This is a genomic window from Janibacter sp. CFPM2_SD2, from assembly GCF_057364645.1.
The window spans coordinates 1-23,121 of the sequence record NZ_JBNFOF010000026.1 but is presented as its reverse complement, the minus strand read 5'-3'; the positions used below and the strand labels follow the sequence as shown (position 1 = coordinate 23,121).

The 23,121-nt window shown below is 71.7% G+C and carries 22 protein-coding genes and 4 pseudogenes; 15 read left to right on the top strand and 11 right to left on the bottom strand.

Annotated features, from left to right (window positions below; all coding sequences use genetic code 11):
• Nucleotides 1-91 precede the first annotated feature (91 nt).
• Nucleotides 92-1,399 (bottom strand): annotated as a pseudogene (locus AC2W7J_RS04425) (DEAD/DEAH box helicase); the annotation flags it as partial.
• Between the two features lie 185 nt (nt 1,400-1,584).
• Between AC2W7J_RS04425 and AC2W7J_RS04420 the strand changes: the two are divergent.
• Nucleotides 1,585-2,172 carry a hypothetical protein gene (locus AC2W7J_RS04420; RefSeq protein ID WP_485981577.1) on the top strand — a complete coding sequence of 196 codons (588 nt, stop codon included), beginning with the start codon at nt 1,585-1,587 and terminating at the stop codon, nt 2,170-2,172.
• Between the two features lie 31 nt (nt 2,173-2,203).
• Nucleotides 2,204-2,464 carry a hypothetical protein gene (locus AC2W7J_RS04415; protein ID WP_485981576.1) on the top strand — a complete coding sequence of 87 codons (261 nt, stop codon included), beginning with the start codon at nt 2,204-2,206 and terminating at the stop codon, nt 2,462-2,464.
• A 127-nt stretch (nt 2,465-2,591) separates the two neighbouring features.
• Here the strand turns inward: AC2W7J_RS04415 and gdhA are convergent, their stop codons facing one another.
• Nucleotides 2,592-3,947 carry an NADP-specific glutamate dehydrogenase gene (gene gdhA, locus AC2W7J_RS04410; protein ID WP_485981575.1) on the bottom strand — a complete coding sequence of 452 codons (1,356 nt, stop codon included), beginning with the start codon at nt 3,945-3,947 and terminating at the stop codon, nt 2,592-2,594.
• Nucleotides 3,948-4,054: 107 nt separating this feature from the next.
• Here gdhA and AC2W7J_RS04405 point away from each other — a divergent pair, with 107 nt between their 5' ends.
• The 5 genes from AC2W7J_RS04405 to AC2W7J_RS04385 are packed head-to-tail and all read left to right on the top strand — an operon-like array spanning nt 4,055 to nt 6,889.
• Nucleotides 4,055-4,369 (top strand): GNAT family N-acetyltransferase, encoded by a 315-nt coding sequence (locus tag AC2W7J_RS04405; protein WP_485981574.1) that lies wholly within the window; start codon nt 4,055-4,057, stop codon nt 4,367-4,369.
• Nucleotides 4,366-5,244 (top strand): exodeoxyribonuclease III, encoded by an 879-nt coding sequence (locus AC2W7J_RS04400; protein WP_485981573.1) that lies wholly within the window; start codon nt 4,366-4,368, stop codon nt 5,242-5,244. Before AC2W7J_RS04405 ends, AC2W7J_RS04400 begins: the two co-directional genes overlap by 4 nt.
• A 54-nt stretch (nt 5,245-5,298) precedes the next feature.
• The gene (locus AC2W7J_RS04395) at nt 5,299-6,177 is read left to right on the top strand and encodes a bile acid:sodium symporter family protein (RefSeq protein ID WP_485981572.1); all 879 of its coding nucleotides are present in this window, start codon (nt 5,299-5,301) and stop codon (nt 6,175-6,177) included.
• Nucleotides 6,178-6,186: 9 nt separating this feature from the next.
• Nucleotides 6,187-6,543, top strand: coding sequence for an ArsC/Spx/MgsR family protein (locus AC2W7J_RS04390; protein ID WP_427801838.1), 357 nt, complete (start codon nt 6,187-6,189; stop codon nt 6,541-6,543).
• A gap of 25 nt (nt 6,544-6,568) precedes the next feature.
• Nucleotides 6,569-6,889 carry a putative quinol monooxygenase gene (locus AC2W7J_RS04385; protein ID WP_035903762.1) on the top strand — a complete coding sequence of 107 codons (321 nt, stop codon included), beginning with the start codon at nt 6,569-6,571 and terminating at the stop codon, nt 6,887-6,889.
• Between the two features lie 80 nt (nt 6,890-6,969).
• Here the strand turns inward: AC2W7J_RS04385 and AC2W7J_RS04380 are convergent, their stop codons facing one another.
• Together AC2W7J_RS04380 and AC2W7J_RS04375 are read right to left on the bottom strand one after the other, a co-directional pair.
• Nucleotides 6,970-7,278, bottom strand: a complete 309-nt coding sequence (locus AC2W7J_RS04380) for a hypothetical protein (protein WP_485981571.1) — start codon at nt 7,276-7,278, stop codon at nt 6,970-6,972.
• Nucleotides 7,279-7,521: 243 nt separating this feature from the next.
• Complete coding sequence (locus AC2W7J_RS04375) at nt 7,522-8,247, bottom strand: hypothetical protein (protein WP_485981570.1); 726 nt, start codon at nt 8,245-8,247, stop codon at nt 7,522-7,524.
• Between the two features lie 582 nt (nt 8,248-8,829).
• Here AC2W7J_RS04375 and AC2W7J_RS04370 point away from each other — a divergent pair.
• The gene (locus tag AC2W7J_RS04370; RefSeq protein WP_485981569.1) at nt 8,830-9,402 is read left to right on the top strand and encodes a phosphatase domain-containing protein; all 573 of its coding nucleotides are present in this window, start codon (nt 8,830-8,832) and stop codon (nt 9,400-9,402) included.
• Nucleotides 9,395-10,255 carry an Fpg/Nei family DNA glycosylase gene (locus tag AC2W7J_RS04365; RefSeq protein WP_084450777.1) on the top strand — a complete coding sequence of 287 codons (861 nt, stop codon included), beginning with the start codon at nt 9,395-9,397 and terminating at the stop codon, nt 10,253-10,255. The genes AC2W7J_RS04370 and AC2W7J_RS04365 overlap by 8 nt, the downstream gene beginning before the upstream one ends.
• A 3-nt stretch (nt 10,256-10,258) precedes the next feature.
• Here the strand turns inward: AC2W7J_RS04365 and AC2W7J_RS04360 are convergent, their stop codons facing one another.
• On the bottom strand, nt 10,259-10,987 hold the full coding sequence (locus AC2W7J_RS04360) for a FadR/GntR family transcriptional regulator (protein WP_485981568.1): 729 nt from the start codon (nt 10,985-10,987) through the stop codon (nt 10,259-10,261).
• Nucleotides 10,988-11,160: 173 nt separating this feature from the next.
• Between AC2W7J_RS04360 and AC2W7J_RS04355 the strand changes: the two genes are divergently transcribed.
• From AC2W7J_RS04355 to AC2W7J_RS04340, 4 genes are read left to right on the top strand one after another with little or no spacing between them, the layout of a single operon-like run.
• On the top strand, nt 11,161-12,891 hold the full coding sequence (locus AC2W7J_RS04355) for an L-lactate permease (protein WP_485981567.1): 1,731 nt from the start codon (nt 11,161-11,163) through the stop codon (nt 12,889-12,891).
• On the top strand, nt 12,888-13,652 hold the full coding sequence (locus tag AC2W7J_RS04350) for a (Fe-S)-binding protein (RefSeq protein WP_255186398.1): 765 nt from the start codon (nt 12,888-12,890) through the stop codon (nt 13,650-13,652). Before AC2W7J_RS04355 ends, AC2W7J_RS04350 begins: the two co-directional genes overlap by 4 nt.
• 52 nt (nt 13,653-13,704) lie before the next feature.
• Nucleotides 13,705-15,114 (top strand): LutB/LldF family L-lactate oxidation iron-sulfur protein, encoded by a 1,410-nt coding sequence (locus AC2W7J_RS04345; RefSeq protein ID WP_485981566.1) that lies wholly within the window; start codon nt 13,705-13,707, stop codon nt 15,112-15,114.
• The gene (locus AC2W7J_RS04340; protein ID WP_485981565.1) at nt 15,111-15,755 is read left to right on the top strand and encodes a LutC/YkgG family protein; all 645 of its coding nucleotides are present in this window, start codon (nt 15,111-15,113) and stop codon (nt 15,753-15,755) included. Before AC2W7J_RS04345 ends, AC2W7J_RS04340 begins: the two co-directional genes overlap by 4 nt.
• A gap of 121 nt (nt 15,756-15,876) precedes the next feature.
• Here AC2W7J_RS04340 and AC2W7J_RS04335 read toward each other — a convergent pair whose 3' ends face one another.
• The 6 genes and pseudogenes from AC2W7J_RS04335 to AC2W7J_RS04310 all read right to left on the bottom strand — a co-directional run bounded on the left by AC2W7J_RS04335 (nt 15,877) and on the right by AC2W7J_RS04310 (nt 21,119).
• Nucleotides 15,877-16,725, bottom strand: coding sequence for a hypothetical protein (locus AC2W7J_RS04335; protein ID WP_485981564.1), 849 nt, complete (start codon nt 16,723-16,725; stop codon nt 15,877-15,879).
• 4 nt (nt 16,726-16,729) lie between these two features.
• Nucleotides 16,730-17,423, bottom strand: a pseudogene (locus AC2W7J_RS04330) (response regulator).
• Between the two features lie 37 nt (nt 17,424-17,460).
• Nucleotides 17,461-17,910, bottom strand: coding sequence for a sensor histidine kinase (locus tag AC2W7J_RS04325; RefSeq protein ID WP_485981578.1), 450 nt, complete (start codon nt 17,908-17,910; stop codon nt 17,461-17,463).
• Nucleotides 17,822-18,631 (bottom strand): annotated as a pseudogene (locus AC2W7J_RS04320) (sensor histidine kinase); the annotation flags it as partial. The gene AC2W7J_RS04325 and the pseudogene AC2W7J_RS04320, both read right to left, overlap by 89 nt.
• A gap of 163 nt (nt 18,632-18,794) precedes the next feature.
• Nucleotides 18,795-19,574, bottom strand: a complete 780-nt coding sequence (locus AC2W7J_RS04315; RefSeq protein WP_485981563.1) for a fructosamine kinase family protein — start codon at nt 19,572-19,574, stop codon at nt 18,795-18,797.
• A 69-nt stretch (nt 19,575-19,643) separates the two neighbouring features.
• Nucleotides 19,644-21,119, bottom strand: a complete 1,476-nt coding sequence (locus AC2W7J_RS04310; protein ID WP_255184988.1) for an NAD-dependent malic enzyme — start codon at nt 21,117-21,119, stop codon at nt 19,644-19,646.
• Between the two features lie 164 nt (nt 21,120-21,283).
• Here AC2W7J_RS04310 and AC2W7J_RS04305 point away from each other — a divergent pair, with 164 nt between their 5' ends.
• Both AC2W7J_RS04305 and AC2W7J_RS04300 read left to right on the top strand, forming a co-directional pair.
• Complete coding sequence (locus AC2W7J_RS04305; RefSeq protein WP_485981562.1) at nt 21,284-22,498, top strand: ATP-binding protein; 1,215 nt, start codon at nt 21,284-21,286, stop codon at nt 22,496-22,498.
• Between the two features lie 36 nt (nt 22,499-22,534).
• Nucleotides 22,535-23,121: pseudogene (locus AC2W7J_RS04300) on the top strand (alcohol dehydrogenase catalytic domain-containing protein); the annotation flags it as partial.

The following is a 23,121-nucleotide window of genomic DNA, read 5'->3' as shown; positions in this document are numbered from 1 at the left end:
TCGCACGAGGAGCTCGGCACCCTCGTCGTCGGTGCCCCGGGCACCCTCGAGGAGGCCGACCAGCGCACGGTGGAGCGGGCCGCAGTCGTCACCGCCCCTGACCGCCTCGGCCACCCTGGCCACCTCGACCACCGCCGCGGTTGCCTCCCTTCGCCCGGCCGTTGCCCTGCTGGGCAGGAGCCTCGACGACGAAGGGACCGGGGAAGGTGCGCTCGCCCGGGGCGAGCTCGGCGAGGAGCTCGTGGCCGACGCCGACGCGGGTGGTCGTCGGCTTGATGCCGGCCTTGCGGGTGAGGTCGCGGACGTCGCGGACCTGATCGTCGGTCATGAGCGTGACGACCGTGCCCTCGGCGCCGGCGCGCGCGGTGCGACCGGAGCGGTGGAGGTAGGCCTTGTGCTCGACCGGCGGGTCGGCGTGGATGACGAGCGAGACGTCGTCGACGTGGATGCCGCGGGCGGCGATGTCGGTGGCGACGAGGGTCTGCGCGGTGCCCGAGTGGAAGGCCTCCATCGTGCGGGTGCGCGCGTTCTGGCTGAGGTTGCCGTGCAGCTCGACCGCGGGGACACCGGCGGCGTTGAGCTGGCGGGCCATCTTCTTGGCGCGGTGCTTGGTGCGGGTGAAGACGACCTTGCGGCCCGGCGCGGCCACGAGGTCGGTGAGGACCGGCAGGTGGTCGTGGCTGCTGATGTGCAGGACGTGGTGGGTCATCTTCGCGACGGGCGACTGGGCCGAGTCGGCCTCGTGGGTCACCGGCTGCTCGAGGTAGCGCTTGACGATCTGGTTGATCGCGCCGTCGAGGGTCGCGGAGAAGAGCATCCGCTGGCTGCCGCGCGGGGTCTTGTCGAGGATGCGCTTGACGCCCGGGAGGAAGCCCAGGTCGGCCATGTGGTCGGCCTCATCGAGGATCGTCACCTCGATGGCCGACAGGTCGACGTGACCCTGGCCCATGAGGTCCTCGAGGCGGCCCGGGCAGGCGACGACGACGTCGACGCCCGCGGCGATGGCCTTGACCTGCGGGTTCTGGCCCACGCCGCCGAAGACGGTGCGGCTGCGCAGGCCGACGGCCTGCGCGAGCGGGGTGAGCGAGTCCTCGATCTGGGTCGCGAGCTCGCGGGTGGGGGCGAGGATCAGCGCGCGGGGGCGCTTGGTCTGGCGCCGCGTGCCCGACTCGACGAGGCGGGCGACGAGCGGCAGGAGGAAGGCGTAGGTCTTGCCCGAGCCCGTGCGCCCGCGGCCGAGCACGTCACGGCCGGCGAGGGAGTCCGGCAGCGTCGCCGCCTGGATCGAGGTCGGGGTGATGATGCCCTGCTGCTCCAGGACGGAGGTCAGGGAGGTGGGCACGCCGAGGTCGGCGAAGGTCGTGGTCGTCACGAAAAGAGGTGCTCCAGACGGAGTCATGATGCTTCGGTTCTGCCCGGCGCGGGTCATGCCTGCTGCTGTGCAGGGGACGCTCGCGGCGCGATGGCATCGTTGCAAAAGGAGAAGCAGCTCGCTGCAGAACTGAACGGCTGCTTCGCCAAGTGTAGCGGCGAAGGGGGTGGCGCCCGACCGTGGGTGTCGTCGGCAGCTGCCAAGCTGCGGACATGCCGATCGAGATGCGCTCCTTCGCGCGCAGCAGCTTGGACGACGACGAGCGTCGTGAGGTCGAGGCCGTCGCCATGCTCGCCGACCACCTGCGCGAGGAGCTCGCTGAGCGCGAGGTCGCCATCAATCAGGCGCACGTCGTCAATGCGCCGAGCAAGGACATCCAGGACATTGTCGCGGAGATCCTCACGGACGAGTTGGGCTTCCGCCAAGAGGTCGTACTCACTCCTCAGGACGGCATCGTCACCCGGGCTCGGCCCGACTTCGTCTTCCCCCTGTCTCCCGGCCGCGGCGTCATGGCCGAGGTCGAGCGCGGTGGCACGGTCAACAACAACCACGACCTCAAGGACATGTGGAAGGCGCACATCGCGCAGGACATCCAGCACCTCTTCCTCGTCGTGCCCAACTCGAACTGGACCGGCGTCGGAGGTGCTCGCGAGAAGCCCTATCCGCGCGTGCTCAACCGGATCGGCGCCTTCTTCGGCACGCCACGGCGCGAGGTCGACGTCCTGTCGGCGCACGTCTTCGGATACGGACTCCTCAGCCTGCAAGCTGCGGTTGAGCTACGACCCGACGACGGGAGCTGACACCCCCTTCGGCGCAGCTCAGGGTGGCGGAATGACCCGACACACGCAGCGCCCTGACCACACCGCCGAGCTCGCGAAACTGCGCGCCCGCCTCTACTCACCCGAGCTCAGCCCGCTCGAGGCGAGTGCCATGCTCACGGCGACGGAACTGCTGCGCCTCCACGAGAGCGGGGACTTCGAGATCTGCACGAGCATCCATGCCGCGGGGATGGTCCGACTGTGTCTTGGGACCCCCTTCGAGCTGGTGCACCTCGAGGACCATGACTGCTGTGACTGCTGCGGGTGCACGTGAGCCGCAAGCCCGTCCATGCGCGAACAGCCAGCCACAGCTCGTATCGCCGGCTGCACCACGAGCTGTGGCTGACCACTCGAGGTGTGGCCAGCCACAGTTTGTGGTCGAGGTGGTGGAGGAGCGGGGGTCAGATGACGCCCTGGGCCACCATCGCGTCGGCGACCTTGATGTAGCCGGCGAGGTTGGCGCCGGCGACGTAGTCACCCGGGACGTCGAACTCCTCGGCGGTCTCGAGGCAATTGGCGTGGATGTCGCGCATGATCTCCTCGAGGCGCAGCTCGGTCTCCTCGAAGCCCCACGAGTCGCGGCTCGCGTTCTGCTGCATCTCGAGAGCCGACGTGGCGACGCCACCGGCGTTGGAGGCCTTGCCCGGGGCGTAGAGCGTGCCGGCCTCGCGGAAGACCTCGATCGCCTCCGGCACGCACGGCATGTTGGCACCCTCGGCGACGAGCCGGACACCGTTCTTCACGAGGGTGCGGGCGTGCTCCTGCGAGAGCTCGTTCTGCGTGGCGCACGGCAGGGCGACGTCGCAGGGCACGTCCCAGATGGTGCCGTCGGCGATGTGGCGGGCGGACCCTCCCTTCGCCTCGGCGTAGTCGGTGAGGCGACCACGCTGCACCTCCTTGACCTCCTGCAGCAGGGCCAGGTCGATGCCGGACTCGTCGACGACGTAGCCGCCCGAGTCGGAGACGGCGACGACGGTGCCGCCGAGCTGGTGGACCTTCTCCACGGCGTAGATCGCGACATTGCCGGAGCCCGAGACGACGACCCGCTTGCCGTCGAGGGACTCCCCCTTCGCCTTGAGCATCTCCTGGGCGAAGAAGACGGTGCCGTAGCCGGTCGCCTCGGTGCGCACCTGCGACCCGCCCCACGACAGGCCCTTGCCGGTGAGGACGCCGGCCTCCCAGCTGTTGGTGATGCGCTTGTACTGGCCGAAGAGGTAGCCCAGCTCGCGGCCGCCGACGCCGATGTCGCCGGCAGGCACATCCGTGTACTCGCCGATGTGGCGGTAGAGCTCGGTCATGAAGGACTGGCAGAAGCGCATGATCTCGGCATCGGACTTGCCCTTGGGGTCGAAGTCGGAGCCGCCCTTGCCGCCACCGATCGGCATGCCGGTCAGCGAGTTCTTGAAGACCTGCTCGAAGCCGAGGAACTTGATGATCGACAGGTTGACGCTCGGGTGGAAGCGCAGGCCGCCCTTGTAGGGGCCGAGCGCGGAGTTGAACTCGACGCGGAAGCCTCGGTTGATCTCGACGTCCCCGGAGTCCGTGGTCCACGGCACGCGGAAGATGATCTGCCGCTCCGGCTCGCACATCCGCTTGAGGATCGACCACTGCGCGTACTCGTCGACGCGGCCGGCGATCGGCGACAGCGACTGCATGACCTCGTAGACGGCCTGGTGGAACTCGCGCTCACCGGGGTTGCGCGCGATCACCTCGTCGAAGTGCCCCTGGAAGTTGGGGTGCAGGGCCTGGGTGGTCACAGCCGATCTCCTTCGAAGGGGGTGGGGTCGCCTCACGTTAACCGCCGCGGGTTCGGGGCTGCCGGGCTGTCCGAGGGTTGTCCCTGTCACGTGCGAGGCTTGGCGCCATGAGCGCTTCCGTGAGCCAAGAGACCGGACCCGACCGCTTCGAGGTGAGCTCCGACGGCGTCGTCGCCGGCTTCGCCCAGTTCGTCGACCACGACGGTCGCCGAGTTTTCTTCCACACCGAGGTCGGCGAGGAGTTCGGCGGGCAGGGCCTGGCCGGCATCGTCGTCGAGGAGGCCGTGCGGGCCACCCGCGAGGAGGGCCTGACCGTCGTGCCGGTCTGCCCCTACGTCAAGAAGTGGCTGACCAAGCACACCGACCACGGCGCCACCATCGCGCAGCCGACCCCCGACGACCTGGCCGCGATCCCGCAGTGACCCTGCGCGTCGCCACCTTCAACGTCAACGGCATCCGGGCGGCGCAGCGCCGAGGCTTCGAGGCATGGCTCGCCGAGCGCGAGCCCCATGTCGTCGCGCTCCAGGAGGTCCGCTGCCCGCCCGAGCAGCTGCCCACCGGTGTCTTCGGTGACCACCACCTGACCTACGAGCCGGGCCAGATCGCCGGCCGCAACGGCGTCGCCGTGCTCACCCGCACCCGCCCCGCGGCGGTGCGCACCTGGGACGGCGCAGTGCTGATGCGTGCCCCCGGTGAGGAGCACGTGCACACCGAGCCGTCTCCGCTGGGCACGATGGCGCGCGGGTTGTCCCCCTTCGCCTCCGAGGGGCGGTACGTCGAGGTGGACCTCTCCGACCAGCCCCTCACCGTGGCCTCGTTGTACCTGCCGAAGGGAGGGCTGCCGGCCCACCTGCAGAAGCCCGGCGGGCGCGAGGCCCCCGACGGTGGGGCGAAGTACGAGCGCAAGATGGGCTTCCTCGCCTCCTTCGCCCGCCAGCTCGACCGCTCGCGCAAGGCGGCCCGGGCGGCGGGGCGCGAGTTCCTCCTGCTCGGCGACCTCAACGTCGCGCACACGCAGCTCGACGTCACCAACTGGCGCGCCAACCAGAAGTCCGAGGGCTTCCTGCCCGAGAGCGCGAGTGGTTCGACTCGATCGTCTCGCCGCGCACCCTCGTCGACGTCGTGCGGCGCATGCACCCCGACACGACCGGCCCGATGTCCTGGTGGTCGTGGATGGGCGGCGCCTTCGACCGCGACACCGGCTGGCGGATCGACTACCACCTCGCCACCCCCGGCCTGGCGAAGCGCGCGATCACCGCCGGCACGGACCGCCCGGCGAGCGGTCCGGAGCGGGTGAGCGACCACGCGGCAGTGGTGGTGGACTACGACTACTGACGGGTAACCTCCGCGCATGGACCAATCGCCGGCCCTGACCATCGGGCTCCCCATCGCCATCGGCATCGTCATGCTCGGGCTCGGCCTGTCGCTCACCAGGGCTGACTTCACCCGGGTGCGCGAGGCCCCGCGCGCGGTGATCGTCGCCCTGGGGCTGCAGATGCTCTTCCTGCCGCTGCTCGCCTACGGGCTCATCCGCCTCTTCGACCTCGCGCCGCTCCTCGCGGTCGGCGTCATGCTCCTCGCCGCCTCGCCCGGTGGGACGACGGCGGGGATGTTCAGCTACCTCTTCCGCGGTGACGTCGCGCTCAACGTCACGCTCACGGCGGTCAACTCGGTGCTGACGATCGTCACCCTGCCCCTCATCACCGGCTGGGCGGTGGGCCACTTCAACGCGCAGAGCGAGGGGGTCGGCGTCCAGCTCGGCAAGTTCGGCGGGGTCGTCGTGCTCGTGCTGCTGCCCGTCGCCATCGGCATGTGGCTGCGCTCGGTCCGCCCGCAGATCGCCGAGCGTGCGGAGCGTCCGATCAAGGCCTTCGCCATCGTCTTCCTCGTCGTCGTCGCCATCGGGGCGATCGTCGCCGAGCGGGACAACATCGTCGAGTACACCCGCTCGGCCGGACTGCTCGTCACCATCCTGTGCGCACTGGCCCTGAGCGTCGGCTACGCCGTCGCCCGCGGTCTGCGCCTCGACCGCGCCCAGGGCGTGGCGGCCGCCTACGAGGTGGGCATCCAGAACACGACCCTGGCCATGACCCTCGCGCTCAGCGTCTTGGGCAGCACCGAGATCGCCATCCCCGCCGCCGTCTACTCGATCGTCATGAACATCTTCGGCTTCGCCTTCGGCATCGCCCTCAACCGCATGCCCGAGCGGGCTGTCGTCCCGGCCGTCTAGGTTGACCCCATGAGCGATGTCACCGTGCTGCACAACCCGAAGTGCTCGACCTCCCGCGCCGCCGTCGAGACGATCGAGGGTGCCGGGGTCGCGGCCGAGGTGCACCAGTACCTCAAGGCGCCCCTCGACGAGGCCGCGCTGCGCGAGCTCATCGGCAAGCTCGAGGACGAGCCGACCGACCTCGTGCGCCGCGACTCCTTCTTCAAGGACCAGGGCCTGACCGACGCCGACGTCGCGACGGTCGACCAGGTCGTCGCCGTCCTCGTCGAGCACCCGCGCCTCATGCAGCGCCCGGTGGTCGTCAAGGGCGACCGGGCGATCATCGGCCGGCCCAAGGACCGGGTCGCTCCCTTCGTCCGGGGCTGACGCGCCCGAGGACTAGAGTGGAGTCATGATCCTCATCGTCGTGAAGTTCCGCACCAAGCCCGAGTACACCGAGCGGTGGCCGGAGATCGTGGACGAGTTCACCCGGGCCACGCGCGCCGAGCCGGGCAACATCTTCTTCGAGTGGTCGAGGAGCCTGGAGACCAAGGACGAGTGGGTGCTCGTCGAGGCCTTCCAGGACGACGCCGCCGAGGCCCACGTCGGCAGCGACCACTTCGCGGCGGCCATGGAGTCGATGCGCCCGGCGATCACCGAGACCCCGCGCGTCATCAGCCGCACCGTCGAGGGCAGCGGCTGGGACGAGATGGGCGAGCTGAAGGTCGACTGACCACTCAGCAGGACCTTCCCCGGCCTCACAGGAGCTTCATCCTCGTGCGAGGCCGGGGATTTTTTTGCGTGACCCGGACGTCACGGGGCGGGTGAGGCGGCGACCCGCCGCAGTGCCCCGTGGTCGATCAGTTCGGCGACCGCCTCGCCCACGATCCGGTCTGCCTCGGGATGCTCCCCGAGTTCCGCGACGACGGTGGCGGTGAGCTCGGCGACGGTGACCGGTTCGCGCGCAGCCCGCCAGACCACGGCCCCCGGACCGGCCAGGCGAAGGGGGCGCGGCCCAGCGAGCACGAGGACCTCGCCGTCGAAGGCGATCGCGTCCGACCACGGCGCCCGGGCGACCCTGGCCGCCCCCTCCGGCTCCGCCAAGGACTCCCCGTCGTCCAAACTTCGCAAAACCCTAGGGTCTTGCGAAGTTCTGTCGTCCGAACTGCGCAAAACCCTAGGGTCCTGCGACGTTCTGGGGGCGGTCGGAAGCACCTCGTCGCGGGGCAGGCGCTCCTGCGGGCGCGGGGGCAGGTGCTCCCAGGTCGGCTCGACGGGAGCGGCCTGCGCCAGGTGCTCGGCGACGAGCTCGTGGCAGGTGTCGATCTCGGCGTAGACGAGGCCGGGCGGGCGCGCCGCCGGCGGTCACGGCGCGGGCGAGGCGGTCGAGGCGTCGTCGAGCCACCACGTCGACGACGTCTCCGGCAGCACGGCGAGCAGCTGGTCGACGAGCCGACCGGCTCGATCCGCGAAGAGGTCGCCTCGGGGTCGCGGGCAAGGGTGAGCAGGGCGGCGATCGTGGGCGAGGGCGGGGTCGGGCCCAGACCCGACTCGTCCGGCGACGGCTCGGCCTTGTGCCACCGGTCGGCCGGGTCGATGACGAGCGAAGGGGGCTTGGGGTGCGGCGCGATCCGCCCGTCGGCGAGCAGCACGACCGACTCGTCGGTGACATAGCCCAGCCGCTCCCCGAGGACCCGCGTGGCCGTCGACTTGCCCCTCCGGAGGGGCGACGAGGACGACCGCGCGCCCGTCGGGGTCGGCGAGCGCCGCGGCGTGCAGCAGGGTCACGCGGCCCCGCAGCCGGGTCAGGCCGAGCCGGGTGATCTCCCGCGAGAGGACATAGGGCAGGCGCTCGAGGTCACTGGCGACGACCGTGGCTCCCGTCCCGTCGCCGGCCAGCCCGACGCGCAGCACCCGCGACTCGTGGTCGAGGAGCAAGGTCGTCGGGTCGGCCGCGAGCTTGGCGCAGCGCCCCCAGCGGGCGCGCATCTCGGCGGCGGCAGCCGCGGGCAGCGCCGACAGGTCGAGGATCCACGCGCACCCCATCGTCACGAGGTCCACCACCTCGTCCCCCGCCACCTGCACAGCCACCGCGTGCACTCCCTTCGCCGGGCGTCACTCTGCCAGAGAGGCCCCGGTGCGGCGACGATCGCCGCCGACCGACCACTAGGCTCGGCCACATGCCGCGACCGCACGCAGCCGCGATCTTCGAGGACGCCTGGAACCGCCAGGTGGCCGGCGCCATGCGCCGCCGGGGCTGGGGCACCCGCGTGCTCGCCCACACCGGCTACGGCAGCACCGACCGCATCCGCGTCCTCGGCCGGGTCCTCATGACTCGACGCCCCTACGCCCCGGCCGCCGCCGACGCCCGCGCCACGTGGCTGGAGCTGCGCACCGCCGACAACGAGCGAAGGGGGTGGCGCGTCTTCTTCACCACCCCGGCGGCGGGTGAGCCGGTCACCGTGACGATCGGCGAGCGCGAGTTCCGCACCCGGGTCGATCGCTCCGGGCTGCTCGACCTGACGATCACGGACCACGGCTCGAGCCGGCTGGCACGACCTGAGCATCTCCTCGCCACGCGCCGCCGACACGACGGCGGCGGTCTTCGTCGTCGCGCCGGGCGAGACCTTCGGCATCGTCTCCGACATCGACGACACGATCATCACGACGACGATGCCGCGGCCGATGATCGCCGCGTGGAACACCTTCTTCCGCCACGAGGGCACCCGCCGTGCCGTCCCCGGCATGGCGACGATGTACCGCGAGCTGCTCGCCGAGCACCCGGGCGCGCCGATCGTCTACGTCTCGACCGGCGCGTGGAACCTCGTGCCCGCCCTCACCCGCTTCCTGCGCCGCGCCGGCTACCCGCTCGGACCGATGCTCATGACCGACTGGGGGCCGACGAACACCGGCTGGTTCCGCTCCGGGCAGGACCACAAGCGCGCCGCGCTGCACCGGCTCGCGCGGGAGCTGCCCGAGGTGCGCTGGGTGCTCATCGGCGACGACGGCCAGCACGACCCGAGCCTCTACGGCGAGTTCGCCGAGCAGCTGCCCGAGCGGGTGCGCGCCATCGGGATCCGTGTGCTGTCGACGACGGAGCAGCTGCTCAGCCACTTCACCCCGATCTCGACCGACGACTTCGAGCAGCACGTCGGCGTCGAGCTGCCGATCTGCCGAGCCAACGACGGCTGGACGATGCTCGAGCAGATGCGCGAGGCCCTCGGGACGGAGCGGACCGGTGCCTGAACTGCCGGAGGTCCAAGGGCTCGTCGACTTCCTCGGCGAGCGGATGGCCGGGCTGGCGGTCGAGTCGCTGGAGCTCGCGTCCTTCTCCGTGCTCAAGACCTTCGACCCGCCACCGCAGGCCCTCGCCGGCGCGCCCGTCGACGGGGTGACTCGCCACGGCAAGTGGATCGACATCGACTGCGACGGCATCCACCTCGTGCTGCACCTCGCCCGCGCCGGCTGGGTCCGCTGGTCCGAGGAGTTGCCGCGCACCGTGCTGCGGCCCGGCAAGTCACCCATCGCGCTGCGGGTGCGGCTCGTCGACGGCTCGGGCTTCGACGTCACCGAGGCCGGCACGAAGAAGAGCCTCGCCGCCTACCTCGTGCGCGACGTGCAGGCCGTGCCGGGCATCGCGAGCTTGGGACCCGACCCGCTCGCCGACGACTTCACCCGCGAGGCCTTCGGCGAGCTGCTCGCCGGCCGCTCCGCCCAGATCAAGGGCGTGCTGCGCGACCAGTCGGTCATCGCGGGGGTGGGCAATGCCTACTCCGACGAGGTCCTGCACGTGGCAAAGCTGTCTCCCTTCGCCAAGGCGTCGACCCTGACCGACGAGCAGGTGGACACGCTCTACCAGGCCCTGCGCTCGACCCTGACCGACGCCGTCGCGGCTGCCTCGGGCAAGCCGGCGAAGGAACTCAAGGACGCCAAGCGGGCCGGGATGCGGGTCCACGGACGCACTGGCGAGGCCTGCCCCGTGTGCGGTGACGTCGTGCGCGAGGTGAGCTTCGCCGACCGGTCGCTGCAGTACTGCGCCACCTGCCAGACCGGCGGCAAGCCGCTCGCCGACCGGCGGACGAGCAAGTTCCTCAAGTAGCCGTCAGTCGGTGGTGATCAGCCGCCAGGCCGAGCGGATGTGCTCCTCCGTGGCCGCCGCCGCGAGATCACCGTCGCCGGCCGCGATCGCCGTGTGGATCCGCCGGTGGTCCGCCCGCAGCTTGTCGGCGACCTCGTCCCAGTCGCCGACGGTGCGGAAGGCGTCGAGGATCGGCAGCCGCATCGACTCCCGGATGGCTGCGGTGACGTCGCGAGCCAGCTGGTTGCCCGCGGCCTCGGCGAGCGCGACGTGGAAGGCGGTGTCGTGGTCGTTGAACCGCTCCCGGTCGATCCCCGGGGTCTCCATGAGGTCGAGCAGCCGGGTCATCTCGGCCAGTTGCTCCGGTGTCGCGTGGGCCGCGGCGAGGCGCACGCTCACCGTCTCGAGAGCCACCCGCACCTCGAGCACGTCGGGCAGCGGGAAGTTGGCGAGCGCCACGTGCAGGCGCAGCAGACGGGCGAGGGCGCCGCTGGGCACCGCGGTGATCATCGTCCCGCCGGCGCCACCGGCCCCGACCGACGAACGCACGACCCCCTGGGCCTCGAGCGTGCGTACCGCCTCGCGCACCGCAGCACGACCCACGTCGAGCATCCGGGCCAGCTCGCGCTCCGCCGGCAGGGTGTCGCCGACCCGCAGCCGACCGTCGAGGATGCGCTCGTCGACCCACGCGAGCACGACCTCGTAGGCCTTGAGGCCCGCTCCGGGCCTCGCGGGGCTGGGATCTTCGATCACGAGCACAGGATGGCACGGCCTCGCGGCGGCCGGGAGAAGTGGTCGGACCATTATCGGTTCATTTGGTCCGACCATTGACGGGATGGCCTCACCGGGTCTACGGTCAGTGCTCGACACAATGGTCCGACCATTATGCCGATCCTCCCGCCCGACGACGTGCACCCGGAGCCCCGATGACCCCCACCGCCGTACCGATGGACTTCACACCGGAGATCGCTCCGGTGCTCGACAGCCTCACCGTCTCAGCCCTCGTGGCCCTCGTGCCGCTGGTGACGATCTTCGTCACCCTCGGCCTGCTGAAGTGGAAGGCGCACTGGGCCGGCCTGACCGCCGTGGCGGTCGCGATCCTCGTGGCGGTCGTCTTCTTCGGGATGCCAGCCCACCTCGCCGCGCTCGCGGCGACCGAGGGCGCCGTCTTCGGCCTCTTCCCCATCATGTGGATCGTCTTCACCGCGATCGTCCTCTACGAGGTCACGGTGCGCTCGGGTCACTTCGAGGACCTGCGCGCGACCTTCCGGCTCATCTCCGACGACCCGCGGATCCAGGCGATCATCATCGCCTTCTGCTTCGGCGCGCTCCTCGAGGCCCTCGCCGGCTTCGGCGCCCCCGTGGCCATCACCGGCGTCATGCTCATGGCGGTGGGCTTCGCCCCCCTTCGCGCCGCCACGGTCGTGCTGCTGGCCAACACCGCCCCGGTCGCCTTCGGGGCCATCGCCATCCCGATCCTCACCGCCGGCAACCTCACCGGCATCCCCTACGAGGAGATCGGTGCCTACGTCGGCCACCAGGCACCGATCATCGCCATCTTCGTCCCGCTGCTCCTCGTCTTCATGGTCGACGGGCGAAGGGGGGTCCGCCAGACCTGGCCGGCCGCCGTCGTCATCGGCCTCGCCTTCGCCATCACCCAGTGGGTCTCGGCGACGTGGATCTCGGTCGAGATGACCGACATCATCGCCTCCCTCGTCTCGCTCGCCGTCGCCGTCGCCTTCCTGCGGACCTGGCAGCCGACCGGCGGTGACGAGGCCACCGAGTCGCTCCAGGTCGAGCGGGAGCAGCAGTTCGCGCTCGCCGGGGCCGACGGCCCTGCGACCGGCGGCGGGTCGGCCGACGCCTACCAGATCACGCCCGAGGAGCTCGACTCCCAGGCCCGCGCCCTCACGCCGCGCCGCATCGCCTGGGCGATGTTCCCCTACGTCCTCGTCGTCGCCGTCTTCTCGATCGCCAAGCTCGTGCCGGCCGTCGACACCTGGCTCACGGGGACCAACGTCAAGATCCCCTGGCCCGGTCTGGCCGGTGAGGTGCTCACCCACGACGGCAGCGTCAACGCGTCGGCGACCTACTCCTTCTCCTGGCTCTCCTCCCCCGGCACCATGCTCCTCGCCTGCGCCGTCGTCGTGGCCCTGGCCTACGGGATCGGCTTTTCCGGCCTGGCCGCCGAGATGAAGGAGACCGCGGTGAAGATGCGCTGGGCCTTCGTCACCGTCGCCTCGGTCCTCGCCCTCGCCTACGTCATGAACCTCTCCGGGCAGACGATCACCATCGGCGCCTGGATCGCCGGGGCCGGAACCGCCTTCGCCTTCCTCAGCCCCTTGCTCGGGTGGCTCGGCACGGCGGTCACCGGCTCGGACACGAGCGCCAACGCGCTCTTCGCCACCCTGCAGCAGAGCGCCGCCGAGCGGGCGGGGATCGACCCGACCCTGCTCGTCGCGGCCAACACCTCCGGAGGAGTCGTCGGCAAGATGATCAGCCCGCAGAACCTCACGATCGCGGCCACGGCCGTCGGTCTCGTCGGCCAGGAGTCCGCCATCCTGCGCAAGGTGCTCCCCTGGAGCATCGGACTCATCGTCGTCATGTGCCTCATCGTCGGCCTGCAGTCGACAGTCCTGTCGTGGATGCTCCCGTGACCGCGCCGGCCCGCACCGACCTCAAGGTCGCCCTCTTCGCCACCTGCTTCAACGACACGATGTGGCCGGGCACGCCCAAGGCGACCGTGCGCCTGCTCGAGCGGCTCGGGGTCCGGGTCGAGTTCCCCATGGAGCAGGCCTGCTGCGGCCAGGTGCTCACCAACACCGGCTACGGCCGCAACGCCGTGCCGATGGTGCAGCGCTTCGCCGACGTCTTCGAGGGCTACGACGCCGTCGTGGCGCCGTCGGGCTCGTGCGTCGGCTCGGTGCGCGAGCAGCACGCGACGATCGCCCGGCAGGCCGGTGAGGAGCGGCTGCTCGGCCGGGTGCAGGAGGTGACGCCCAGGGTCCACGAGCTGTCCGAGTTCCTCGTCGACGTGCTCGGCGTGACCGATGTCGGGGCGTACTTCCCCCACCGGGTCACCTACCACCCGACCTGCCACTCGCTGCGCATGCTGCGGGTCGGCGACAAGCCGCTGCAGCTGCTGCGCGCGGTCCGCGGGCTCGAGCTCGTCGACCTGCCTGGCGACACGGAGTGCTGCGGCTTCGGCGGGACCTTTGCGGTGAAGAACGCGGACGTCTCCGTCGCGATGGGCGCCGACAAGTGCCGCAACATCCGCTCGACCGACGCCGAGGTCGTCGTCGCGAGCGACAACTCCTGCCTGGCCCACATCGGCGGGATGCTCGACCGGCAGCGGTCGGGGGTCCGGCAGATGCACCTGGCGGAGATCCTGGCCAGCACCGAGGAGGACCCCGCATGAGCACGCAGGCACGAGGCGACCGGTCCAGCAGACGTCGTCCACCTTCATCGGCATGCCGGCCTTCCCCGAGGCCGCCCGTGAGGCGCTCGACAACACCCAGCAGCGCAAGAACCTGCGCCACGCGACCCACACGATCCGCGACAAGCGGGCCGCGGTCGTCGACGAGCTCCCCGAGTGGGAGGCCCTGAGGGTTGCCGGCGCCGACGCCAAGGACGAGGCGCTGACCCACCTCGCCGACTACCTCGAGCAGCTCGAGGAGTCGCTCGTCGCGCAGGGGGCCACGGTCCACTGGGCGCGTGACGCCGTCGAGGCCAACCGGATCGCGCTGGAGATCGCGCGGGCCAAGGAGGTCGACGAGGTCGTCAAGGTCAAGTCGATGGCGACCCAGGAGATCGAGCTCAACGAGGCCCTCGAGGAGGCCGGCGTCCACGCGTGGGAGACCGACCTCGCCGAGCTCATCGTCCAGCTCGGGCACGACCGCCCCAGCCACATCCTCGTCCCCGCGATCCACCGCAACCGCAACGAGATCCGTGAGATCTTCCTCCGCGAGATGGCCAAGGTGGGCCGCCCCGCCCCTGACGACCTCACCGAGGACCCGGCACGCCTGGCGGAGGCCGCGCGCCTGCACCTGCGCGAGAAGTTCCTGCGGGCCAGGGTCGGCATCTCCGGCGCCAACTTCGCCATCGCCGACACCGGCACCCTCGTCGTCGTCGAGTCCGAGGGCAACGGCCGGATGTGCCTGACCCTGCCCGAGACGCTCATCTCCGTCGTGGGGATCGAAAAGGTCCTGCCGACGTGGGACGACCTCGCGCCGATGATGCAGCTGCTCCCGCGGTCGAGCACCGGCGAGCGGATGAACCCCTACACGACGATGTGGACCGGCGCCCATGACGGCGACGGACCGCAGGACGTGCACGTGATCCTCCTCGACAACGGTCGCAGCCACGTCCTCGCAGACACCGTCGGCCGTGAGGCGCTGCGCTGCATCCGTTGCTCGGCCTGCCTCAACGTCTGCCCGGTCTACGAGCGCACCGGCGGCCACGCCTACGGCTCGGTCTACCCGGGCCCGATCGGTGCGGTGCTCAACCCGCAGCTGCGCGGCACGAGCAGCGAGGTCGACCAGTCGTTGCCCTATGCCTCGAGCCTGTGCGGCGCCTGCTTCGACGCGTGCCCGGTGCGGATCAACATCCCCGAGCTGCTCGTCGAGCTGCGCGGGCGGGTCACCGAGGAGGGCCACGCCGCCGAGAGCGCGGCCATGAAGGCCGCGGCGTGGGTGCTCTCCGACCCCAAGCGGCTCGCCGGCGCCCAGCGGGCCTCGAGCCTCGTCGGCCGGGTCGTCGGCGACCGGACGATCCGATCACTGCCCGGCCTCGGCGCGTGGACCAGTGCGCGCGACGTCCCCACCCCACCCACCGAGAGCTTCCGCCAGTGGTGGGCCCGCGAGAGAGGCGATGACCGATGAGTGCACGCGAGGAGATCCTGCGCCGGGTCCGCGACGCGACCACCGACGTCACCACGTCGGCCGGCGCGACCCCCCGCGAGCCGCTGACCGGCAGCGGTGCGGTCGGCGCCGACGGGCTGACGCAGTTCGTCGAGACGGTCGAGGACTACCGGGCCGACGTCGTCCGGGTCGGCCCCGACGGGGTGGCCGCGGCCATCACGACCGCCCTGCGCGAGCGCGGGTGCGGCAGCGTCGTCGTCCCCGAGGGCCTGGATCCCACGTGGGTCGACGCGGTGTCCGAGGTCGCCGAGGTGCGGCGTGAGTCGCAGGCCCGCACGCACGCGGACCTCGACGCCACGGACGGCGTCGTCACCGCGGCGGCCCTGGGCATCGCGGTCACCGGGACGATCGTGCTCGACCACCGCGCGGACCAGGGCCGGCGGGCGCTCACCCTCGTGCCCGACACCCACGTGTGCGTCGTGCGCGCGGACCAGGTCGTGCAGGACGTGCCCGATGCGGTGGCCCGGCTGCGGCCCGACGCCGGTGACGCCCGGCCGCTGACCTGGATCAGCGGGCCGAGCGCCACGAGCGACATCGAGCTGCAGCGGGTCGAGGGCGTCCACGGCCCGCGCAACCTGGTCGTCCTGCTCGTCGAGGGCTGATCCGGGCCGCGCCCTTGCACCTGCACCTGCACCAGGACCCCAAGGTCCTGCGCGCCCAACTCCGCAAGACCCTGGGGTCTTGCGGAGTTGGGGGCAGCGCTCGGCTGCGCGGGGCGCAGGCTCAGCTCGGGTCGACCCTGATCGCCCCGACGCCGTTGTCCAGCGTGATCCGGCGGCTCGCGGACGGGTCGCTGCCGATGGAGTTGGCGACCTCGGTGGAGCCGCTGGAGGTCGCGACCCGGTAGCCCACGGTGTCGGGCACCCGCACGACGAGCTCGCCGACGCCGACGCTCGCCTCGACCGTCCGGGGCGGCTCGACGGCTTCGTAGTCGAGCGCCCCGACGCCGATGTCGACGCTCAGGTGCTCGCCCTCGGCCTCGGCGACGGTCACGTCACCGACGCCGACCTCGACGTCCACGTCGCGGGTCATGCCCTCCACGCTCACCGCGCCGACGCCCTGCTCGATGTCGACCTCGGTGTCGGCCGGCACGACGACGAGCCAGTCGACCTCGCAGACCGTGCCGATCGCCGGCCCGGTGCACGACGAGGACAGCCGCGTGGTGTCGCCGCTCGTGCGCACGCTGGTGCTCGGCTCCCACAGCCCCCAGGTGCGGGTCATCGTGACGTGCGGCGACTCGCCGGGCTCGGCCGCGCGCACCCGGACGTCACCGACCTGGGCGTTGATCTCGAGGGAGCCGGCGGCGGTGATGCGCTGGTCGGAGGTGGCCGACTGCTTGAGCATCGGGCCGACGAGGCTCAGACCTGCCACGACGACGAGCACGACGGCGACGAGCAGCGCGAGGACCCGGATCGGGCCGACGGGAGTGCGCGAGGGGCGCGGCTCCGCCGCGAGGCGGACCGTCTCGGCCCGACGCGCCTCACGCTCGCGCGAGGCGTCGGTGCGATAGCGATCGCGCAGCTCGGGGTCGGTGGGCTCGCCCGGTCGGGGCGGCAGCGGGGTGGTCGTCATCGTCTCAGTCCTCCTGGTCGAGCCAGCGCAGGACGGCGAGCACCCGGCGGTGGTCACCCTCTGCCGGCGGCAGGTCGAGCTTGGTGAAGATCGAGGTCACGTGCTTCTCCACGGCCCCGTCGGAGATGTAGAGCTCCTTGCCGATCGCGGAGTTGGTCCGGCCCTGGGCCATGAGCCCGAGGACGTCCCTCTCTCGCGGCGTGAGCGCGGCCAGCGGGTCGGCGTGCCGGGCCCGCGTGAGCAGCTGGGTGACGACCTCGGGGTCGAGCACCGTGCCGCCGGCGGCCGACGTCGCGCAGCGCGCCGATGAAGTCGCTCGTGTCGGCGACGCGGTCCTTGAGGAGGTACCCGACCCCCTTCGACCTCGCCGCGACGAGCTCGGTGGCGTACTGCTCCTCGACGTACTGCGACAGGACCATGACGGCGGTCTCGGGGTGCTTGTCACGCACCGCGAGCGCCGCGACGATCCCCTCGGAGGTGAAGGTCGGGGGCATCCGCACGTCGACGACGACGAGGTCGGGCCGGTGCTCGTCGACGGCGGCGACGAAGGTCTCGGCGTCGGGGCACGCGGCCGCCACGTCGAAGCCGGCCGAGGTCAGCAGGCGCACGATGCCGTCGCGCAGCAGGACCGAGTCCTCGGCGAGGACCACGCGGGTCGCGGGGGTCTCGTCGGGCTGGGTCGTGGTCGGCTCGGTCATCACAGGCTCCGTCCGGGGCGAAGGGGGAGGGTTGCGGTCAGGGTGGTCGGTCCCCCGGTCGGGGAGGTGACCTCGAGGGTGCCGTCGACGCGCTCACGCGCTGCCGCAGGCCGGTCAGGCCGGTGCCGCGGGAGGGGTCGGCACCGCCGCGGCCGTCGTCGGTGACCGTGGCGACGAGGTGCTGCTCGTCCTTCGTCACGACGACGCGGGCGTGCTCGGCGCGGGAGTGCTTCGCGACATTGGTCAGGGCCTCGCTGACGACGAAGTAGGCGATCGCTCGGTCGTCGGGTCGACCGGCCGACCTCGTGCACCTCGACGGAGGCGGGCACGGCGGAGCGGGCGGCCAGGGCGGGCAGGGCAGCCTCGAGCCCGCGGTCGGCGAGGATCGGGGGCACGATGCCGCGGGCGACGTGGCGCATCTCGACGATGGCCTCCTTGGCGCTGCGGTGCGCCTCGTCGACGAGCTCGGCGGCCGCCGCGGGGTCACGGTCGATCGCCTCCTTGGCCATGCCGAGGGTCATCGCGATCGCGACCATCCGCTGCTGCGGCCCGTCGTGCAGGTCGCGCTCGATGCGACGACGCTCGGCCTCGACGGAGTCGACGGCCTCGCGGCGCGACTCGCTGAGGGTGTCGACGCGGGCGGTGAGGTGCTCGACGACCTTGCGCTCGTCGCGCCCGAGGAGCCAGCGGGCGAGCATGACGTCGACCGAGGTGAGCCCGTGGGCGACCAGCGGCATGACGACGAGGGTGACGAGGGCGATGGTCCAGGCGCTGGCCAGACCGATGACCCCGTCGACGGGGATCCACCCGAAGACCGAGATCCCGCTGTCGGGCAGGCGGCTGCCGAGCAGCGGCACGAAGAGCAGCAGGAGCGCCTGGGTGAGGACCACCAGCGTGAGCCAGCCCATGAAGCTGCCCCACAGCGCGTGCAGCGCGAAGTACGCGGTGCTGCGCCACGAGTGCACGTCGAAGAAGAGCCGCCGCCACAGCGGCTGCGCCCGCCGCGCCGGCGGGTGCACCTGACGCCCGGTCAGCGCGATGATCCGGTGCCGCTCCGCGTGCCCGAGGACGCCGCAGAGCCACACGAGCGGCACGAGCAGCAGGATCCCGACGCCGCCGGCGGTGATGAGCGCGACGGAGACGAGCACGAGGGTGACGAGCAGCATCGCGCCGATCGACGTCACGGTGCTCGTCAGGAGGAGCAGCACGCTCCCCCAGCCGGCGAGCCAGCGCCGCGGGAGGGACAGCCGCTCGAGGGGCGGGGTGATGGTCTGGGTGGTCACGGCATCCAACCTAGGGATCCGAGACGTCCGGGTCTGCCCCGATCTCCCCCGAGACGAAGGGGGGTCATCCCCCCTTCGTCAGGTCCGGTCAGGCATAGGCCCGGGCCATCTCCACGCTTTGGCGCACGTAGTCGCCGCCGAAGACGACGGCGTGGACCATGACCGGGAAGAGCTGGTGCAGGCCGACCCGCTCCTGCCAGCCGTCGGCGAGCGGGGCGGCCTCGTCGTAGGCCGCGATGATGCGGGCGATGTGCGGCGCGGTGAAGAGCAGCAGCATCGCCAGGTCGGTCTCGGCGTGACCGCCGTGCGCGGCCGGGTCGATGAGGACGGGCCCCTCGCGGGTCCAGATGATGTTGCCCGCCCAGAGGTCGCCGTGGAGGCGGGCCGGCGGCCGACCGTCGTCGAACTCGCCGGACACGAGACGGTCGGCAACCTGTTCGAAGAGGGCGCTGTCGTCCTCCCACAGGCCCTGCGCGCGGCCGAGCTGCAGCATGTGGCGGATGCGCTGCTCGCCGAAGAACTCGCCCCAGCGCTCGGTGGGCTGCAGGGGCATCGGCAGCGGGGAGTCGGCCGGGCCGACGAAACCGTGGCTCGTCCACCGCGCTGGCGGCGCCCCGAAGGCCGGCGCCCCCGCCGCGTGCATCGCCGCGAGCGCCACCCCGAGGCCGTCGGCATGGAGGTTCGTCGACGGACCCGCGTCGTACTGCAGCAGGTCGATGTGGTCGAGGTCGACGTCCTGCAGCTGCGCGATGCGGGCACCGCCCTGCTCCTGCGCCTCCGCGAGCCACAGCAGCCCGGCCGCCTCCCAGGAGGAGTAGCCGCGCGGGGCTGCCGAGGTGTCCTTGCGATAGGTGCGGGGAGGCTTCACGTGGCCAAGCCTGCCACTCGCTGACTCCGGTCCCTGAGGAGGCCGCCCGCGGCCGTCTCGAAGGGCCGGTCAGCGGACCTGGGGCAGGGTGCCGGTCTCGTCGACGGGGGCGGCGGTGGAGCGCGAGCCGACCTTGATGGGGCCGGTGGCGCCGGCCGAGGTCTTGCCCTCGCCGGCGATGGCGACGGCCACGGTGTCGGCGACGTCGGGGTGGAAGACGCTCGGGATGATGTAGGAGGGGTTGATCTCCTCGTCCTTGACCACCGCGGCGATCGCGTCGGCGGCGCGGATGAGCATCTCGATCGACACGTCCTCGGCGTGGGCGTCGAGCAGCCCGCGGAAGACGCCGGGGAAGGCGAGCACGTTGTTGATCTGGTTGGGGTAGTCGCTGCGGCCGGAGGCGACGACCTTGGCGTACTTCGCGGCCTCGGCCGGGTCGATCTCCGGGTCGGGGTTGGCCAGGGCGAAGACGATCGCGTCGTCGGCCATGTTGTCGCGGATCCACTCGGCCTTGAGCAGGTTGGGCGCCGAGACACCGATGAAGACGTCCGCGCCCTGCAGCCCGTCGGCGAGGTCACCGCGGACCTTGCGCGGGTTCGTCCGCTCGGCGAGCTCGCGCTTGGCGCCGGTCAGGGACTCGTCGTCGGAGGAGAGCAGTCCCTCGCGGTCGTAGACGACGACGTCCTTGGCGCCGGCGGCGAGCAGCAGGGTGACGATCGCCGAGCCGGCGGCGCCGCCACCGGAGACGACGATGCGCACCTGCTCGAGCCACTTGTCGACGACCCGCAGCGCATTGCGCAGCGCGGCGAGGACGACGATCGCGGTGCCGTGCTGGTCGTCGTGGAAGACCGGGATGTCGAGGCTCTCGCGCAGCCGGCGCTCGATCTCGAAGCACCGCGGGGCGGCGATGTCCTCGAGGTTGATGCCACCGAATCCGGGGGCGATCATCTCGACGGCGCGGATGATCTCCTCGGTGTCCTGCGAGGCGAGGCAGATCGGCCAGGCGTCGATGCCGGCGAACTGCTTGAAGAGCGCGGCCTTGCCCTCCATGACCGGCATCGCGGCCTCGGGGCCGATGTTGCCCAGGCCGAGGACGGCCGAGCCGTCGGTGACGACCGCGACGCTGTTGCCCTTGACCGTCAGGCGGCGGGCGTCCTCGGGGTGCTTGGCGATGGCGCTCGAGACGCGGCCGACGCCGGGCGTGTAGGCCATCGAGAGGTCGTCACGGGTCTTGAGCGCGACCTTGGAGCGGACCTCGATCTTGCCGCCGAGGTGGAGCAGGAAGGTGCGGTCGGAGACCTTGTGCACCTTGACCCCGTCGATCGCCTCGACGGCCTCGACGAGGTCGTCGGTGTGGTTGACGTCGAAGCCCGAGCACGTGGCGTCGATGACGAGACGGTCGTGGCGCGAGTCGGCGATGTCGACGGCGGTGACGATGCCGCCCTGCTCGGCGATCGCGGTGGCGATGCGGCCGACGACGGCGTAGTCGGGCGAGGTGTGCAGGCGGATGGTGATGGAGTACGACGAAGGGGTTGCTGCGGGCATGTGAGCAGTGTCTCACCGCCGCGACGATGCTCGTCGATCGGTCCTTATCGGCGGCGGTCTAGACGTCCGTAGACGTCACGATCGGGACGAAGGGGGGCGACGCGCCGATTTGCGAATCTGGCGAGATATCCCCCTTCGCCTAGACAGGTGGATACGGTCCCATCGTGGACCCGATCACCAACCCCTATGCCCCCGGCGCCGGCCAGCGCCCGCCCGAGCTCGCCGGTCGCGACGAGCAGCTGACGCGCTTCGACGTCGTGCTCAAGCGGATCGTCGCGGGCAAGCCGGAGCGCTCGCTCGTGCTCACCGGCCTGCGCGGGGTCGGCAAGACCGTGCTGCTGAACCAGCTGCGCTCCGCCGCCGTCCGCGCGAAGTGGGGCACCGGCAAGCTCGAGGCGCGACCCGACCAGGGGCTGCGCCGGCCGCTCGCCAGCGCCCTGCACCAGGCGGTCCGCGAGCTCGGGCACACGCAGGCCGAGGAGGTCGAGCACGTCCTCGGCGTCATCAAGTCCTTCGCCCAGCGCGACGCGAAGCCGGGCACGAAGCTGCGCGAGGTCTGGAACCCCGGCATCGACGCCCCCGCCGTCAAGGGGCGCGCCGACTCCGGCGACATCGAGATCGACCTCGTCGAGCTCTTCACCGACGTCGGCGGGCTGGCGGCCGACCTGGGGCGCGGCGTCGCGGTATTCATCGACGAGATGCAGGACCTCGGCCCCGAGGACATCTCGGCGATCTGCGCGGCCTGCCACGAGATGAGCCAGACGGGCCTGCCGCTCATCGTCGTCGGCGCCGGCCTGCCGCACCTGCCCTCGGTGCTGTCGGCGAGCAAGTCCTACAGCGAGCGGCTCTTCCGCTACCAGCGCATCGACCGGCTCGCCCGCGACGAGGCCGACCGGGCCCTCACCGCGCCCGCGGCCGACGAGCTCGCGGAGTACGAGCAGGCGGCGCTCGACGCGCTCTACTACGCCACCGGCGGCTACCCCTACTTCATCCAGGCCTACGGCAAGGCGGTGTGGGACCAGGCGCCGGAGTCGCCGATCCGCGCCGAGGACGTGCGCGTGGCCTCCCCCGAGGCCGAGTCCGAGCTGGCCGTCGGGTTCTTCGGCTCGCGCTACGAGCGCGCGACCCCCGGCGAGCGCGAGTACCTCAAGGCGATGGCCGATGTCGCAGCCGAGATCGCGGCGAAGGGGGAGGAGAGCCTCGACGACATCGAGTCCGTCCTCACCTCGGCCGTGGCCACCTCGCTCGGCAAGAAGCCCCAGTCGCTCTCCCCCGCCCGCGACGCCCTGCTGAAGAAGGGCCTGATCTACTCCGCCGAACGCGGCCGGATCGCCTTCACCGTGCCGCACTTCGGGCGGTACCTGCGCGAGCAGACCTGACCGACCGCCGCAGCATCGGCCTGACACGATGGCGTCGTGCGCGCCGTGGTCATCGACGAAGTCCGAGCCCAGCCCGAGGTCAGGGAGGTGTCGGCCCCCTTCGCCCCTGACGGTGGGGTGGTCGTCGACGTGCGGGCGACCGGGCTCTGCCGCAGCGACTGGCACGCCTGGGCCGGCCACGACGACGGGATCACCTGGCCGCACGTGCCGGACCACGAGCTCGCGGGGGTCGTGAGCGCGGTCGGTGCCGGCGTGCAGCGGTGGCGGGTCGGCGACCGGGTGACCGTGCCCTTCGTCTGCGGCTGCGGACGGTGCTCGTGGTGCGCGGCCGGCGAGGCGCAGGTCTGCCCCGACCAGGAGCAGCCCGGCTTCACGCACTGGGGGTCCTTCGCCGAGCAGGTGGTGCTGCACGCTGCCGACACCAACCTCGTGGCTCTCCCCGAGTCGGTGGACTTCGCGACCGCGGCGAGCCTGGGGTGCCGCTTCGCCACCGCCTATCGCGCCCTCGTCGCCCGGGCCCGCCTGACGAAGGGGGAATGGGTCACCGTCGTCGGCGCCGGCGGCGTCGGGGCTGAGCGCGGTGATGATCGCCCCGGGCGCTCGGCGCACGGGTCATCGCGGTC

What these genes read in the sequence shown, in the direction of transcription:
- AC2W7J_RS04420 (WP_485981577.1), top strand. Translation starts at nt 1,585, where the DNA reads ATGCCGATCGAGATGCGCTCCTTCGCGCGCAGCAGCTTGGACGACGAC.
- AC2W7J_RS04415 (WP_485981576.1), top strand. Translation starts at nt 2,204, where the DNA reads ATGACCCGACACACGCAGCGCCCTGACCACACCGCCGAGCTCGCGAAA.
- AC2W7J_RS04405 (WP_485981574.1), top strand. Translation starts at nt 4,055, where the DNA reads ATGAGCGCTTCCGTGAGCCAAGAGACCGGACCCGACCGCTTCGAGGTG.
- AC2W7J_RS04395 (WP_485981572.1), top strand. Translation starts at nt 5,299, where the DNA reads ATGGACCAATCGCCGGCCCTGACCATCGGGCTCCCCATCGCCATCGGC.
- AC2W7J_RS04390 (WP_427801838.1), top strand. Translation starts at nt 6,187, where the DNA reads ATGAGCGATGTCACCGTGCTGCACAACCCGAAGTGCTCGACCTCCCGC.
- AC2W7J_RS04385 (WP_035903762.1), top strand. Translation starts at nt 6,569, where the DNA reads ATGATCCTCATCGTCGTGAAGTTCCGCACCAAGCCCGAGTACACCGAG.
- AC2W7J_RS04370 (WP_485981569.1), top strand. Translation starts at nt 8,830, where the DNA reads ATGCCGCGGCCGATGATCGCCGCGTGGAACACCTTCTTCCGCCACGAG.
- AC2W7J_RS04355 (WP_485981567.1), top strand. Translation starts at nt 11,161, where the DNA reads ATGACCCCCACCGCCGTACCGATGGACTTCACACCGGAGATCGCTCCG.
- AC2W7J_RS04345 (WP_485981566.1), top strand. Translation starts at nt 13,705, where the DNA reads ATGCCGGCCTTCCCCGAGGCCGCCCGTGAGGCGCTCGACAACACCCAG.
- AC2W7J_RS04340 (WP_485981565.1), top strand. Translation starts at nt 15,111, where the DNA reads ATGAGTGCACGCGAGGAGATCCTGCGCCGGGTCCGCGACGCGACCACC.
- AC2W7J_RS04335 (WP_485981564.1), bottom strand. Translation starts at nt 16,725, where the DNA reads ATGACGACCACCCCGCTGCCGCCCCGACCGGGCGAGCCCACCGACCCC.
- AC2W7J_RS04310 (WP_255184988.1), bottom strand. Translation starts at nt 21,119, where the DNA reads ATGCCCGCAGCAACCCCTTCGTCGTACTCCATCACCATCCGCCTGCAC.